This is a genomic window from Schaalia sp. ZJ405, from assembly GCF_011038885.2.
Lineage (GTDB): Bacteria > Actinomycetota > Actinomycetes > Actinomycetales > Actinomycetaceae > Pauljensenia.
Map to the genome: position 1 here is coordinate 1,153,292 of NZ_CP064952.1, position 14,537 is coordinate 1,167,828.

The 14,537-nt window shown below is 58.0% G+C and carries 13 protein-coding genes and 1 riboswitch; of the genes, 12 read left to right on the forward strand and 1 reads right to left on the reverse strand.

The window, feature by feature from the left end:
- Window positions 1-49: 49 nt before the first annotated feature.
- The 11 genes from fmt (at window position 50) to lnt (ending at window position 12,906) form a co-directional block, all read left to right on the forward strand.
- Window positions 50-1,003, forward strand: coding sequence for a methionyl-tRNA formyltransferase (fmt, locus tag G7Y41_RS04745; RefSeq protein ID WP_165315334.1), 954 nt, complete (start codon window positions 50-52; stop codon window positions 1,001-1,003).
- 3 nt (window positions 1,004-1,006) lie between these two features.
- Window positions 1,007-2,479: a transcription antitermination factor NusB gene (locus G7Y41_RS04750; RefSeq protein WP_165315335.1), complete on the forward strand. Its 1,473-nt coding sequence runs from the start codon at window positions 1,007-1,009 to the stop codon at window positions 2,477-2,479.
- A gap of 17 nt (window positions 2,480-2,496) precedes the next feature.
- Complete coding sequence (gene rpe / locus G7Y41_RS04755) at window positions 2,497-3,159, forward strand: ribulose-phosphate 3-epimerase (protein ID WP_165214649.1); 663 nt, start codon at window positions 2,497-2,499, stop codon at window positions 3,157-3,159.
- A 40-nt stretch (window positions 3,160-3,199) separates the two neighbouring features.
- Window positions 3,200-3,322, forward strand: a riboswitch (FMN riboswitch).
- Window positions 3,323-3,409: 87 nt separating this feature from the next.
- On the forward strand, window positions 3,410-4,153 hold the full coding sequence (locus G7Y41_RS04760) for an ABC transporter permease (RefSeq protein ID WP_165315447.1): 744 nt from the start codon (window positions 3,410-3,412) through the stop codon (window positions 4,151-4,153).
- 20 nt (window positions 4,154-4,173) lie between these two features.
- Window positions 4,174-5,253 (forward strand): ABC transporter substrate-binding protein, encoded by a 1,080-nt coding sequence (locus G7Y41_RS04765; protein ID WP_165315336.1) that lies wholly within the window; start codon window positions 4,174-4,176, stop codon window positions 5,251-5,253.
- Between the two features lie 10 nt (window positions 5,254-5,263).
- On the forward strand, window positions 5,264-5,527 hold the full coding sequence (locus G7Y41_RS04770; protein WP_165214656.1) for a phosphoribosyl-ATP diphosphatase: 264 nt from the start codon (window positions 5,264-5,266) through the stop codon (window positions 5,525-5,527).
- 8 nt (window positions 5,528-5,535) lie between these two features.
- On the forward strand, window positions 5,536-6,381 hold the full coding sequence (gene hisG / locus G7Y41_RS04775; RefSeq protein WP_165315337.1) for an ATP phosphoribosyltransferase: 846 nt from the start codon (window positions 5,536-5,538) through the stop codon (window positions 6,379-6,381).
- Window positions 6,382-6,415: 34 nt separating this feature from the next.
- Window positions 6,416-7,390, forward strand: coding sequence for a helix-turn-helix transcriptional regulator (locus G7Y41_RS04780; RefSeq protein ID WP_165315338.1), 975 nt, complete (start codon window positions 6,416-6,418; stop codon window positions 7,388-7,390).
- Complete coding sequence (locus tag G7Y41_RS04785) at window positions 7,383-8,366, forward strand: helix-turn-helix transcriptional regulator (RefSeq protein WP_165315339.1); 984 nt, start codon at window positions 7,383-7,385, stop codon at window positions 8,364-8,366. Before G7Y41_RS04780 ends, G7Y41_RS04785 begins: the two co-directional genes overlap by 8 nt.
- Window positions 8,363-11,224: a DEAD/DEAH box helicase gene (locus G7Y41_RS04790; protein ID WP_165315340.1), complete on the forward strand. Its 2,862-nt coding sequence runs from the start codon at window positions 8,363-8,365 to the stop codon at window positions 11,222-11,224. The genes G7Y41_RS04785 and G7Y41_RS04790 overlap by 4 nt, the downstream gene beginning before the upstream one ends.
- The gene (gene lnt / locus G7Y41_RS04795; RefSeq protein ID WP_165315341.1) at window positions 11,209-12,906 is read left to right on the forward strand and encodes an apolipoprotein N-acyltransferase; all 1,698 of its coding nucleotides are present in this window, start codon (window positions 11,209-11,211) and stop codon (window positions 12,904-12,906) included. Before G7Y41_RS04790 ends, lnt begins: the two co-directional genes overlap by 16 nt.
- 3 nt (window positions 12,907-12,909) lie before the next feature.
- Here lnt and G7Y41_RS04800 read toward each other — a convergent pair whose 3' ends face one another.
- On the reverse strand, window positions 12,910-13,275 hold the full coding sequence (locus G7Y41_RS04800) for an RNA polymerase-binding protein RbpA (protein WP_165214669.1): 366 nt from the start codon (window positions 13,273-13,275) through the stop codon (window positions 12,910-12,912).
- 374 nt (window positions 13,276-13,649) lie between these two features.
- On the opposite strand from G7Y41_RS04800, the gene G7Y41_RS04805 reads away from it, so the two are divergent.
- Window positions 13,650-14,534, forward strand: coding sequence for a phosphatase PAP2 family protein (locus tag G7Y41_RS04805; RefSeq protein WP_231367379.1), 885 nt, complete (start codon window positions 13,650-13,652; stop codon window positions 14,532-14,534).
- Window positions 14,535-14,537 lie beyond the last annotated feature (3 nt).

Here is a 14,537-nt window from a genome sequence, read left to right on the forward strand (position 1 = left end):
GAGAAATTCTCAAGATCTTGGTGCCCTGGCTCTCCCGTAGAATGGTACTGTGCGTATCATTTTTGCTGGAACACCTGAACCTGCGGTCCCCACGCTCCGTGCGTTGATCGCCTCCCATCACGACGTCGTTGCGGTGGTGACCAGGCCGCCCGCTCGCTCAGGACGTGGACGCACCCTCAAACCATCTCCCGTGGCTCTGGTTGCCACTGAGGCTCAGATTCCTCTCATTGAAACCTCAACTCTCAAAGATCCGGAGATTCACCAACGCATCGCAGCTGCGGGCCCCGACCTCGGAGTCGTTGTGGCCTACGGCGCCCTCGTTCCCGCAGATGTTCTTGATATGCCACAGCACGGATGGATTAACCTGCATTTCTCCGATTTGCCGAAATACCGAGGAGCAGCCCCTGTTCAGCGAGCTATCCTCAACGGTGAGGTCGCCACGGCGTCAAGTGTTTTCCAGCTCGAAACCGGACTTGATACGGGCCCCGTCTTCTCACGACTTCCGGTGGATATCGGACATATGACATCGGGTGAACTCCTTGACGCGATGGCAGTGACGGGAGCCCAGCAGATCATTGAAGTCGTCGATGCCCTCGAAGAGGGAACGGCATGTGCTCATGCTCAGGTGATACCCGAAGACACCGTGGTTCCGCTTGCTCCGCGCCTGAGCAGCGCTGATGGTGTCATTTCATTTGACGAGGACGCAGCTGCCGTTGACCAACGGATTCGTGCTGTAACACCGAATCCGGGAGCCTACACGACGATGCCCAACGGCAAGCGCCTCAAACTTGAATCCGGAGAAGTTGTTGAGCACCCAGATGTCACCGGGGCCCCGGGGACTCTTCACATATCAAAGCGGGAGGTCCTCGTTTCCTGCGGGGAGGGAGCGTTTCGGCTTGGACGCGTGGCTCCCGAAGGAAAAGGATGGATGGATGCGGCGGCATGGGCCAGGGGAGCGCGGCTTGATGAGGACGCTCGGCTCGGACATTGGCAGGGGGAATAACCGGTGGCGACACGTAGTTATCGCGACGGATATCGCAAACTCCAGACCACGGACGCGCCGCGCCGCGTTGCCTTTGACGTGCTCACGCAGGTGTCGCGCGACGGAGCCTACGCCAACCTCGCATTGACGAAGGCACTGCGCCAGATACGCCGTGAGGAACACTTTGATGCCCGTGACGCGGCTTTTACGTCCGAGCTGGTTCATGGGACGCTTCGAGCTCAGGGACGTCTTGACTGGGTGATCCAGCGTTTTCTCACACGTGACATCACACAGACCGATCCGATGGTTATCGATCTCCTACGGATGGGGACCTATCAGCTTCTTGACATGCGGGTGCCCGATCATGCGGCCGTGTCAACCACCGTTGACCTTGCACGACAACACCTGACGGAAGGGCCGACTCGCATGGTCAACGCCGTGCTTCGGTCAATCACCCGTGAAGACCGCGACGACCTCGACAGTCAGATCAACGCTATCGAGGATCCTGACGAACGCCTCGGCGTGCAGACCTCTCATCCGACGTGGATCGTGCGGGCCATCGAGGACGCACTCGTTGCTCACGGCTACGACGCGCAGGAAGTGGGAGCTGTGCTCTTAGGTAACAACGACGCGCCCTTGGTGACTCTCGTTGCACGCCCCGGTCTCATTGATCCCGCTGATGTGGCCGATGAAGCCGAGGACATTCTTCAGACACGTGTGGCACCGGGCGCAGTGAGTGAATACGCGGTGATTCTTGAACACGGTGATCCTGCGCTTCTTCCGTCCGTGCGCTCGGGGCTTGCTGGAGCCCAAGACGAAGGCTCCCAGCTTGCGGCGATCATCGCCGCCCAGGCTCCCATCGAAGGGAATGACCGCTTGTGGCTTGATCTGTGCGCGGGACCTGGGGGCAAAGCCAGCCTTCTGGGTGCTCTTGGTGCCTCTCGTGGCGCCGAGCTCATTGCCAACGAGATGCACACGCATCGGGCGCGCCTCGTCGAGCGAGCAACCCGTCAACTGAGCAACGTCCACGTTGTTGCCGGCGATGGACGTTCCTTCGGTGGGCAGACAAGCCAATGGGCACCGGGGGACTTCGACCGGGTCATCGTTGATGCCCCGTGTACGGGAATGGGGTCGCTGCGTCGGCGACCAGAGTCGCGGTGGCGCAGGCAACTGGAAGACCTCAATGACCTTGTGACTCTTCAGCGTGAATTACTCACGCGAGCGATCGAATTGGTGCGACCCGGTGGAACGGTCACGTACATCACCTGCTCACCGCACCGCGCCGAGACTCGCGATCAGGTTGAGCATGTGCTCAACACTCTGCCCGTTGAACTCGTCGACACCGTCGCCCTCGCACAGCGACTTTCCGCTGAACCTCTTGATATTCCAGATTCTGCTGGGTATGTTTCAGGCTCACATTCGGGCCGTACTCTTCAGCTGTGGAATCATCGGATGGGCACCGACGACATGTTCGTTGCCGTGCTGGTCAAGTTGTGACGTGTAGCATGAGGGCTATGAAAACAACAATTTCTCCGTCAATCCTTAACTGTAATATCGCTCATCTTCGTGAGGAATTAGAAAAAATCGCCGATGCCGATGTCGCTCACGTTGACGTCATGGATAATCATTTCGTTCCCAACTTGTCGTGGGGCCTCCCAGTTGCCGAGGCCGTTGTCAAACAGGGGATTCTTCCCGTTGACGCTCATTTGATGATCGAAGATCCTGATCGTTGGGCACCGGGATACGCAGAAATTGGGTGTCACTCGGTCACTTTCCACGCCGAAGCCGCTGCCGCTCCTTTGCGTTTGGCACGTGAGCTGCACCGTTTAGGAGCCAAAGCAGGCCTTGCCTTGCGCCCAGCCACAGATATTGCCCCATTTGTCGATATTCTCAGTGAATTCGACATGATTCTGGTGATGACAGTTGAGCCCGGTTTCGGTGGTCAGGAGTTCATCGAATCAATGATGGGGAAGGTGCGTCGCACCCGGGAAGCCATCAACGCGGCCGGCCTTGAAGTCTCTGTTCAAGTTGACGGCGGAGTCTCCCGAAAAACCATTGAAATGGCAGCTGAAGCGGGGGCAGATAACTTTGTCGCTGGTTCGGCAATTTTCCGCGCCGAAAACGCTTATGAGGAAATCGCGGCACTTCGCCAGCTTGCTCAGCAACACGTTCACTGAGAGTGTTACCCAGTCGGCAGACATTCGTGGCACAATAGTCCACGTGCTCCGGGGTCGGTGAAAGTCCGAGCCGGCGGTGAAAGTCCGCGACCCGCCACCTGTGGCGGCTGAACTGGTGAGATTCCAGTACCGACGGTGAAAGTCCGGATGGGAGGAGCATCGTCTGAGCGCTCATGCGCTTAGGCTTTGCCGTGCGTACCCGGATGCCGGAAAGGGCGTTGTGGCGCATCGAAAGACACGGCCAAGCCGGATGCTTGCCGTTGTTGCACCGATTGTTTTCCTGTCGATCTGCCTGATCGGCTGGTGGCTCACAACCTCTTTCAGCGGCATCGAATCGTGGCGTCTTCCGTCGCCACATTCCACGTGGGAACGCGCCGTCACGATGTTCTCACAGCCTCTTATGTGGTGGCGCATCGGCGTCACCGCACTTGAGGCGGTGTTGGGTTCTATCCTTGGCGCAGTCATTGCCCTTCCTCTCGCGTACCTCGTCTATCGATCTCGACTGATCCAGGCTGCGGTTGAACCCTTCCTTGGAGCCACTCAGGCACTTCCCGCGATCGCTCTCGCACCACTGCTCGTTCTGTGGATTGGCTACGGTTTATGGTCGATCGTTGCCCTGTGTGCCCTCATGGTTTTCTTCCCGATTCTTGTCTCCACCGTCGTTGGCTTGCGTCATCTTGACTCAGAGGTCCTTGAAGCCGCTGAGCTTGACGGCGCATCCGGTTGGACGATGATGTGGTCGATCGAATTTCCGCTCGCGCTTCCTTCGGTTCTTGCAGGAATTCGTAACGGTTTCACACTGTCGGTGACCGGTGCTGTGGTCGGGGAGATGGTCATGGGTGGACAGGGGCTTGGGCAGGTGCTCACTCAATCCCGAACAAGCGTTGATACCGCGGGGATGTTTGTGACGATCGGCGTGCTCTGCGTCATGGCGACGCTGCTGTATGTCGTCATTTATCGGCTCGAACGTTCCCGCAAACTCGACCTTGCTTGACACGACAAGGAATCACCTCAATGAGATCATCCATTTCTTTCATTCAATCAATTCGAGGGGCGCTCCTGGCAGGTGCAGCCGCCTGCGTCCTCGTCCTCGCCTCCGCATGCACCCCGGGAGGTGCTGGGGCGTTAGGGCCAGGTGACGAGGGGGAGCAATCTGGGCGGTCGGGCAGAGACAGCGGGGCGTCATCAGTGACTATCGGTCTGACCTATATCCCCAACGTCCAATTTGCTCCCGTCTACGTTGCTGATGCCAAGGGCATGTACGCCAATGCTGGACTTGATGCGTCCATTCGCCATCACGGCTCCGATGAGGGCCTGTTCACGGCGCTGATCTCCGGCACGGAAGACGTTGTTGTTGCTTCGGCCGACGAAGCTCTTATCGCCCGAGATCAGGGCCTCGATGTGGTGTCAGTTGGTGCCTACTACCACGGGTATCCGGCAACGATCATTGTTCCTGAGGATTCTTCGGTGAAATCCCTCAGTGACCTTAGGGGCAAGACCATCGGAATCCCCGGGGAATTCGGCTCAAACTGGTATGCAACTCTGGCGGCACTTGAACAGGCTCACCTCACGCGCGAGGACGTAACGATCATGTCGATTGGTTACACGCAGCAGGCTGCCCTTGCCCAGGGACAGGTCGACGCGGTCGTTGGATTTACCAATAACGACCTCGTTCAGATGGAGAGAGCAGGAATGAAGGTCCGGTCGATTCCGCTGGATGCTGACAAGACCCCGCTCATTGCAGCGGCGCTGATTACACGGGCATCTTTTGCCAAGGATCATCCCGATACCGTATCCGCTATCGTCAAAGCGACCGTCCAGGGGACCCAGGCGATCCTCGACAATCCGACGACGGCGATCGACGCTACACGTACATGGGATGAAAACCTCGCTGATCCGCAGCAGGAAGAGACTGCGCGCGCCGTCCTCGACGCCACGATCCCTCTGTGGAAGGACGCTGAGGGCAAAGCATCGGCGATGCAAGATCTTCAGCGGTGGGCATCGATGGGATCATTCCTCGCGTCCATCCCCGATCTGCTCACGGGGACACCAGATAGTGAGGCCGCTGCGACGAATACCTTTGCGACCCGCTAATGTTGTCCACGTGACTACTTTTGACGAACTTTTCACCCAGCTGTCCGAACGCGCACAGACCCGTCCCGAGGGTTCCGGAACCGTTGCCGAACTCGACAAGGGTGTTCATTTCATCGGAAAAAAGGTGGTCGAGGAAGCGTCCGAAGTGTGGATGGCAGCTGAATACGAGAGCTTAGATGACTTAGCTCTGGAGATTTCTCAGCTGCTTTACCACACTCAGGTCATGATGCTCAAGAAAGGCCTCACCCTCGACGACGTGTACAAGCAGCTCTAAGGATTCCCATGCTTCGACTTGCAGTTCCGAATAAAGGTTCCCTCAGCGAACCGGCGATCAAGCTCCTACAGGAAGCCGGCTACCGTACGCGACGGAGGGGACGTGAACTCGTCCTCACCGACACTGAAAATGATGTCGAATTGTTCTTCCTGAGGCCGCGCGACATTGCTGTGTACGTCGGGCGTGGTTCGATCCATGCGGGCATCACGGGGCGCGATCTTCTTCTGGATTCGGGAACCGCAGCCGTTGAGTTTCGTCCCCTCGGCTTCGCACGTTCGACCTTCCGTTTCGCAGCTCCTGCGGGGCAGATGTCGGATATTTCCCAGATCAAGGGCAAACGTGTTGCGGCGTCCTACGACCTTCTCGTCCGCCAGTTCCTGCGTGACCGTGGCATCGACGCTGAGGTTGTTCACCTCGACGGTGCCGTGGAGTCGTCCGTGCGCTTGGGGGTGGCCGACCTCATCGCCGACGTCGTGGAGACAGGGTCAACACTTAAAGCTGCGGGCCTTGAGGTTTTTGGTGAGCCTCTTCTTCAATCCGAGGCGGTCCTCATCACCCGTGAGGAACTCGTTGAGGACGGGCGGCTTGCCACTCTTGATCGGCGTCTTCAGGGGGTGCAGGTCGCGCGCTCCTACGTCCTTATTGACTACAACGTCCGTGAGGTTGACCTCGCCCAGACGATCGAAATTACTCCCGGTTTCGATTCACCAACGATCAGCCCTCTCATGAACACCGATTTCTTGGCGGTGCGTGCGATGGTTCCCTCCGAAGGTGTCAATCGTGTCATGGATCGACTCCACGAGGCTGGAGCCCGAGGCATTATTGTCACCCAGCTTGCGGCGTCACGCCTCTAAAACGCAACGCTGCTTGGATCTTTTCGGTTGCACAGTGGCACGATCAATTCCCTCGAACGTCCGCGTCCTTGAGCTTCTTTTCGAGCTCTTGGGCGCGGACCTTCCTCGAACCAAACAGGAGCTGCGCCGACTCCCCGGCTACGAAGGACTCTCAGAATCCGCTTTCGAAGCTCAGTTTCATCGCGATAAGCAGACTCTACGTGACAGCGGCATCACCGTCGTCACCTGCGTCAATCATGAAAACGATGAGGCGTACGCCATTTCCTCTGATGAGCTCAGTGCTGCGAAGGTGGAGCTAGATCCTGATGACGTGGCGCTCATCCGCATGGCGGCGGATGCGTGGAGCAGCGGCGATCAGACATCACCTGTTCTCGATGTCAAAATCGCCGGAGCTGCTCACAACAGTGTTTTTTCACTTCCTCAGGTGTTCGGCATTGATCTGACAGGTTCTCACCTTGTTGCCGATCTTTCACGTGCTATTCGCCAGCGGTGCGTCATCAGTTTTCACTACAGTTCAACGTCGTCTGGTCTCGTGGAACGCTCGATTGAGCCGTGGCGCATCATTGTGCGCGGTCAAGCAATGTACGTCGTTGGGTGGGATCTTGATCGCCGTGCTCCCAGGGTTTTCCGTTTGACGCGTTTTCGCTCGGACATCACTGTGCTGGGGGAACCCGGTGACGCGTCGGCCGCACCGCAGGATCTCGTCGATCCGTTTGCATCCCTCATGGTCCGCCCGATTCTCGCAATCAGACCCGGGGACGAGGACGAGTGGGCGCCTTTCCTTGAAAGCGATCCTTGTGTTGGGGAACGGCCAGGTGAGGTGTGCCCCGACATTCCTCTTCCATCGGGGTGGACACTGGTTCAAGGACGGGAATTACCCACGGGAGAGTGGGTGTCGCGGATTTTGCGGCACGGACGTCGCGCCATCGTTGTTGCTCCCGCTCAGTTGCGCGCTGATGTTCTTGGGCGCGTGACAGCCGCATCGGTGTGGGAGGAGCATCATGCCTGAGCATATTCCTCACGCGATCGTTCGTTTACTCTCCCTTGTCTCGTGGATTTCTCAACATCCTGGGACCCCGACGGTGCAGCTCGCACGCCATTTCGGACGGTCAACACGGCAAATCAGGCGCGATATCGAATTCCTCGGACAGGTGGGGGATTCCCTTCCCGGGTATTCCTTTGAGATTGATTGGGATGCCTACGAGGAAGAAGATACGGTGCGGATCTTCTCAACAATGGGGGCGGATATCCCACCGCGTCTGACGTCGGATGAGGCAACGGCGCTCCTGGTTGGTCTTGAGTCTATTGCGGAGGGACTTGACGAGTCCTTACGTCACCGCCTCCCGATGACCGCCCTTAAGGTGCGTGCTCTTGCACGTGAGGACCAGTGCGCTGACATTGTTCTCCATTCAACTTCCCGTCCCGCAAGCCCTCAGATGAGTATCTGTGCCCAGGCGATTCGCCAGGGGCATCAACTTGAATTCGACTATGTCTCCCGTTCAGGCGTGAGCACGCATCGCACAATTGACCCGTGGCGTCTCGTCCGCAGCGCGTCAGGGTGGCTCCTCATTGGCTGGTGTCATCGCGCTGATTCTGTCCGCAGTTTCAGTATCTACCGAATCGACAATCCACGGGTTCTCCCTATCGCGCACTCAACGCGTCCACGCGCAATCGACACTGACGACGGCATGAATATGATCCGGCTCGTGATTCGTCCAAGCGCGAGGTGGATCATTGATGACCTTTCCGCTATCCCGATTCAGACCCGCGACAACGGGGACCTCGTTGTTGACATCCCGGTGTGGAATCGTCAGTGGTTTGTGTCTCTGCTTGTTGATATCGCTGAGTCGATTGTTGATGCTCCACCTGAATTTCTTCACGACATGCGTGCCGAGGCGCAAGAAATCCTTTCAGTCTGGGAAGGTAGGTCGAACGAGGACGAGGCCGGAAAAGAATCGGCACTCAGAAGCGAGGACGACCAATGAGCCCAGCCCGTAGGCGCCACCGGCGCCGGAGCCAGTCGACGCAACCGGGAGAAAGCGCCGACTCGTCCTCGTTCATTGGGGCGGGTTCACCCCACGACTTGTCACCAGCGCAACGCTACGCCGCGTTTCTCAATGAGCAGCGGGCAGCGCAATCAGTGCGCTATCAGTGGACGCAGACCCTGTCGTTTACCCCCGACGCGTTCCAGATTCACGCAATGGATGCCGTGGAGAGGGGCGAATGCGTGCTGGTTGCCGCTCCAACGGGAGCGGGAAAGACCGTCATCGGGGAATTCGCTACCCATCTTGCGCTTGCGCACGGGAAACGCTGTTTCTACACGACACCAATTAAGGCGCTGTCGAATCAGAAATATCTCGATTTTTCTCGCCGTTTCGGCTCAGACAATGTTGGCCTGCTGACGGGGGATACCTCAATTAACGCGGGCGCGCCGATCATCGTCATGACCACCGAGGTCCTTCGTAACATGATCTACGCGGGAGCTGACCTGAGGGAACTCGAATCCGTGGTCCTTGATGAAGTGCATTATCTTGCCGATCGTTTTCGCGGTCCCGTGTGGGAAGAAGTGATTATTCATCTTCCTCGACGAATCAGTATCGTTGCGCTATCGGCCACGGTATCCAATGCGGAGGAATTTGGAGCGTGGATCCGCGAGGTGCGGGGCACATGTGACATCGTTGTTTCAGAGACTCGACCTGTTCCTCTCTACCAGCACATGATGGTCGGGGATGAGATTTTCGACGTGTACGCGCCTTCACAGCGTTCATCTTCCGTGCGCGCATCGCATGGAAGTTCTGTGGCCTTAGCGAAGCTCAATCCCGAGCTCATCGCGGCAACGTCTCAGCCTCGGTCTCGCGTTGGACGGGGCAGCCGTAACTGGTCGCAGGAGCAACACGTGGCTCGCCCACGGGAGTCGCGCCCCTCGACCCTCATCACCCTTGATCGCGCGCATCTGCTCCCCGCAATCACCTTTGTGTTTTCCCGCGCAGGTTGCGAGGATGCCGTGCGTCAGATCCTTGCCGCCCGCATCGTTTTGACAACGCGGGAGGAAGCAGATCAGATTCGTCGGTACGCCGAAGAAGCAACTCTTGCGGTGTCGGCTGAGGATCATGCCGTTCTTGGTCTTGACCGGTGGATTCGGGGATTGGAACGCGGTGTTGCCGCTCATCACGCTGGACTTCTGCCGATCATGAAAGAAACCGTTGAACAGCTTTTTGCGCGTGGTCTGGTCAAAATGGTGTACGCAACGGAAACTCTTGCGCTGGGTATCAACATGCCGGCGCGCACCGTTGTCATTGAGTCGCTGCGCAAGTGGAACGGAGCGGAACACGTTCAACTCACGCCGGGGGAGTACACCCAGCTGTCAGGGCGCGCAGGCCGACGAGGAATCGACACCGAGGGCCACAGCGTGGTGCTCCACCAGGGACGGGTTGCTCCCCAAGAGGTTGCGGCTCTTGCGTCGAAACGAACATATCCCTTGGTGTCGGCTTTCCACCCGACATATAACATGGTCGTCAACCTTCTTGAACATTTAACACGAGCTCAAACTCGCGACCTCCTCGAAACATCCTTTGCTCAATATCAGGCCGACGGTACCGTTGTTCGTCTCGCTCAGCACGCCCGTGCGCTCGAAGAACGCGAACGGGAACTCGCTGCGAAGATCCACTGCGATCACGGTGATGCACGCGAATACTTCGAGCTGCGTGATCGCCTCTCACGTGTGCAGAAGGAATCTGCGAAAACCCGGATCGCCGACGCACGCGAAGAGGCGCGCTCCGTCCTCGTCAATGCGCGTCCCGGCGACATTCTTGCTTACGGCCGCGGGCGAAAAATCACCTACGCTGTTTTTGCCTACATGACTGAAACTGCCTCCGGACGACGCATCCCACAGGTCATCGGGACAGACGGAAAATGGCATGCTCTTGACTCACGCGACGCTCCCGGGGGCATGCAGGTTGTCGGTCATATGACGATTGCCGGTGGGTCAGCACTTCGGCGACATAAGGAACGCATTCGCATCGGCGATGAGCTACACCACAGGGTGCGATCAGGAACCCTCGACACACCTCGGCGACGTTCAGATGGCCAGCTCAACGACAGGGGGAGCGGGGGAGAAGACGAAGAAGCGACGCTGCAAACCGCAATCCGTCATCATGGAGTTCACCGCTGCCCAGAAAGAGAAAGCCACGCTCGCGCCGGACACCAGTGGGCACGGGTCCACCGCGAACGTGAGAAAGTCCTTGAACAGGTCAACAACTACACGCATACGATCGCTCAGGAATTCGACCGTGTGTGTCAGGTGCTTGAAGAGCTCGAATTTCTCAGCGGTGAGACCGTGACCGATAAGGGACAACAGCTCCGTCGTGTCTTCGGCGAGCGCGATCTCATCACGATGGAAGCTGTGACATCCGGGGCATGGGACACGCTTTCACCAGCTGAACTGGCCGCCGTTATCTCCGGATGCGTCTACGAATCCCGCGCCGATGAAACAATGCCGTTGACCCTGCCCGCCGGTGTTGGACCTGCAATTGATGATGCTTGGGAACGCACTCTCGAAGCGATGGAACGCGTCCACGCAGCCGAAGAGCGTGTTGGGAGTGACCTGACCCCCAGCGTAGATGCGGGCCTTGTTGGAGCAACACTCGCCTGGGCACACGGCTCAAGTCTGTCGACGGCGCTTGCCTCATCCGATATTCAAGGGGGCGACTTCGTCCGGTGGATCCGTCAGGTCATGGATGCTCTTGATCAGCTGCGACACATTGACCGTCCCGCGCTCACTGATACTGCGCGTCAAGCTCGTCAGCTTCTCATTCACGGAGTGGTCTCGTGGTCGCATCTGTAAAGAAATCCTCCTCTGAGCGCTTAGCCGCAGCGAAATCGGGGGCAAAGCCGCGAAACGAGGACGAGGCTGCACGCGGATACCTCCTCGTTGATCTGCTCTGTGGAATCTTAGGTGGGGTGGCGCTGTGGACAACTTTCCCTGACCTGTCGTGGTGGTGGATGTCTGTTCCGGCGATGGCGCTGCTCGCTGTTCGGGTATCGGCTGCATCAACGGGGCGTGCGATGCTCATCGCCGGTGTTTTTGCCCTGGCGTTCTGGCTTCCCCTGATCTCATGGATCCAGCTTCCTGTTGACTCAGTGGGCCCGTGGTTGGTGCTCTCAGTGTTCGAGGCTCTGTTTATCATCGCGTGGGCGTGGATCGTCAAAGTTTCAGCCACTGTGTGGCAGTGGGCCCGCACTCCACTTGGTGAGGCCCTGATCTATACGCTCGTCTGGGTTGGCACGGAGCAGTTGCGCTCACGTTTCCCCTGGACAGGTTTTCCCTGGGGAAACATTGCCATGCCTCAGGTTGATTCTCCGCTGGGGAACCTTGCACCATACGGAGGAGAATCCCTTGTGTCCGGTGCAATCATGTTCGTTGCCGTCATGCTGGCCCGGGCGTTTTCCCTGCATCGTTGTCACGACGTCACCTCATGGTGGGGTCGTCCTGCCATGCTCGCCACAGCTGCGGCAGTGTTTATTCTCCCCTTGGCTATCCCGCTTCCGGCCGATCAGGAGGCCGGTTCTCTCAGGCTCGCGGCAATTCAAGGGGGAGTGGATTACCCCGGCATCACATCATTCGGCGTCGAGGGGCAGGTCAGTGAGAACCATCTGAGGGAGACGACACAGCTTGCCAAGTCCCCTGCACCTCAGGGCGCGCCGGGACAGTCTCAGTCTCCACGTTCGTCCTCATCTGCCTCCGATTTCTCAGCTGATCTCATCCTGTGGGGAGAGACCGCGGCCGATCGTGATCCTCGGGTGTCGGCCATCGTCCGACAAAACGTTGACGAGGCCTCGCATTCCGTTGGAGTGCCGATTCTCCTGGGATTCCAGAACTTCGTTAACGAGGGGCGTTTCAATTGGCTCGGCGTATGGTATCCAGACAGCGGATTGGATGAGGCTTCACTTTATGCCAAGCAAAAGCCGGTGCCTTTCGGCGAGTTCATTCCTTTCCGCTCCTTCGTGTCACGCTTGGCTTCGCAGGCCGCGCAGGTCGAGGTTGACATGCTGCCAGGGAAGTCACCCGGCTACCTCGTTGCCAAGCTGAACGACGGTCGCGAGGTTCCTCTTGCCGTCGGCATTTGCTTTGAGTCGGCCTATGAATCAGCCATTGGCGAGGGCGTGGCGCTGGGAGGTCAACTGATTGTTGTCCCGTCAAATAATGTTGATTTTCGTTCAACAGCGCAGACGGCTCAGCAGGCCCAGCAGGTGAGGTTCCGAGCGATTGAATTTGGTCGCTCCGCCGTGCAGATCTCAACGACCGGGCGTTCGCTCATTGCTCGCCCCAACGGATCGGTGATTACTGCATCTGAACCGGAATCCTCTGCGACGCTCTTGGCACAGGTTGCCTTGAGGTCAACAAAAACTCCGGCGACAACGCTGGCTCCGATTCTTGCGACGGGCACCATTGTGGCAACTGGGGTCCTTGCCCTGGTATCGCTCGGGGGTCTCATCGCTGCGAGATGGACTTCCCGCCGGCGGTAGTTTTTAGCCTTTGCGGTAGTGTCCTTCGGGGCGCAGTCGGCCTTCACGATACATTGTCAGCTGTTCTTGAAGAACGATATCAAGTTCTTCAAGAGATCGACGTTCGCGCAGCATGTCCCAGTGGGTGCGCACAGGCTTGATGGGCTTCTGGTCTTCGTCCTCTTCGGTTTCTCCGATGAGTTCGGCGGCTCCACCGCAACGGCATTCCCAGGTGGCCGGGACTGTTGCCTCTGTGGACAGCGTGACAACGAATTCGTGACCGTTCGAGCACAGGTAACGCACTGTGAATCGATCAGCGAAGACGACGCCTTCCTCGGATTCCATCGACTTAGCACCGATCTGCATTCCGCGAAGCGCGCGATCCGCCATAGTTGCCTCCTGAGGCTAAGAAAGTGAACGCGACATATTGTACCGAAGTTTACGAAGCCTATCCGAGTGACGTCACGCCTATCTGAGCGACTCTACCCCTCACCCCGGATCCGATAATGTACATTATGTCAGATTAGAGAGATTCACCAGATACCCACCATTAGCCCCTCCCACTCACGTCACTCACGCGAATAACTCGTGCCCGTCTTCGCCCTCGTCCCTTCGTAGATGTATCCGGAATCACCCGGATAATCCCCCGAATGAGGCAACAGTCGCACTCACGTTGCGCCTCGACACCGTACGATTCACTACGGATACATACTTCGGATCTACTCATTCACCGACGCAACACGACATGTGAGGAGCTGCTCATCGTGCGCATTTCCGCCTCCGACGATGACACCACTGCATCCCACATGCAGGATTCATTGCAGCGCCCCCCGATGACGCCATCACTCAGGTCACCTCGTCTACGTCTTGCCTCGATCCTGCGTCGCCATCGCTCATTCTTCCTCGAACTTGCCTTTGTCTGCTCCTGCGTTGCAATTTATTCAGTAATCTGCGGATTGGCTCCAGTCAATCCGCACGTTGCCTTTGCCAATGGACAAGACATCCTCACACTCGAACGAATCCTGAGAATTTCCTGGGAACCTGCGCTCAATGAGTGGCTGACGAAGCAACCGCTGCTCACGGACATTTTCTCGACGTACTACGCGGTGTCCTTCTTCCTCGTCACAGCGGCAACTCTCATCATCGTGTGGGTTCGGCGCCCAGACCGCTACATCTACGTCAGGAATTCCCTCCTCGTGATGACGGCGGGAGCTGCCGTTACCTATTGGCTTTACCCCGTTGCTCCCCCTCGCCTGCTTGATGGAGCAAATTTCGTTGACTCGGTTGCCGAATCATCCGGATTTGGATCGACCTATTCACAGATGTTCTCCGTATTCGCCAATCCGTACGGCGCTATGCCGTCAATGCACACGGGATGGGCCCTCTGGGCTGTCTTCGCCCTCGGAACATTCGTCTACCGACGCTGGTGGCAGCGTCTTCTCCTTGCACTTCACCCCGTGGCAACGGTCATGATCATTCTCATGACGGGCAATCATTATCTTCTCGACGCCGTCGCAGCGGTCGGCTATTTTGCCGCCGGAGCCGTCCTGGCCACAGCTCTTGCCTCGTCACGTATTCCCGTCCTATCGAACAAACCCCAATCACTGGGCACGGTTCACCCTCAGAAAGCCTCAACAGCGATACGCTGAAGG

Coding starts and splice junctions, on each gene's coding strand:
- G7Y41_RS04790 (WP_165315340.1), top strand. CDS start 8,363: ATGAGCCCAGCCCGTAGGCGCCACCGGCGCCGGAGCCAGTCGACGCAA.
- G7Y41_RS04785 (WP_165315339.1), top strand. CDS start 7,383: ATGCCTGAGCATATTCCTCACGCGATCGTTCGTTTACTCTCCCTTGTC.
- rpe (WP_165214649.1), top strand. CDS start 2,497: ATGAAAACAACAATTTCTCCGTCAATCCTTAACTGTAATATCGCTCAT.
- G7Y41_RS04765 (WP_165315336.1), top strand. CDS start 4,174: ATGAGATCATCCATTTCTTTCATTCAATCAATTCGAGGGGCGCTCCTG.
- hisG (WP_165315337.1), top strand. CDS start 5,536: ATGCTTCGACTTGCAGTTCCGAATAAAGGTTCCCTCAGCGAACCGGCG.
- G7Y41_RS04760 (WP_165315447.1), top strand. CDS start 3,410: ATGCTTGCCGTTGTTGCACCGATTGTTTTCCTGTCGATCTGCCTGATC.
- G7Y41_RS04800 (WP_165214669.1), bottom strand. CDS start 13,275: ATGGCGGATCGCGCGCTTCGCGGAATGCAGATCGGTGCTAAGTCGATG.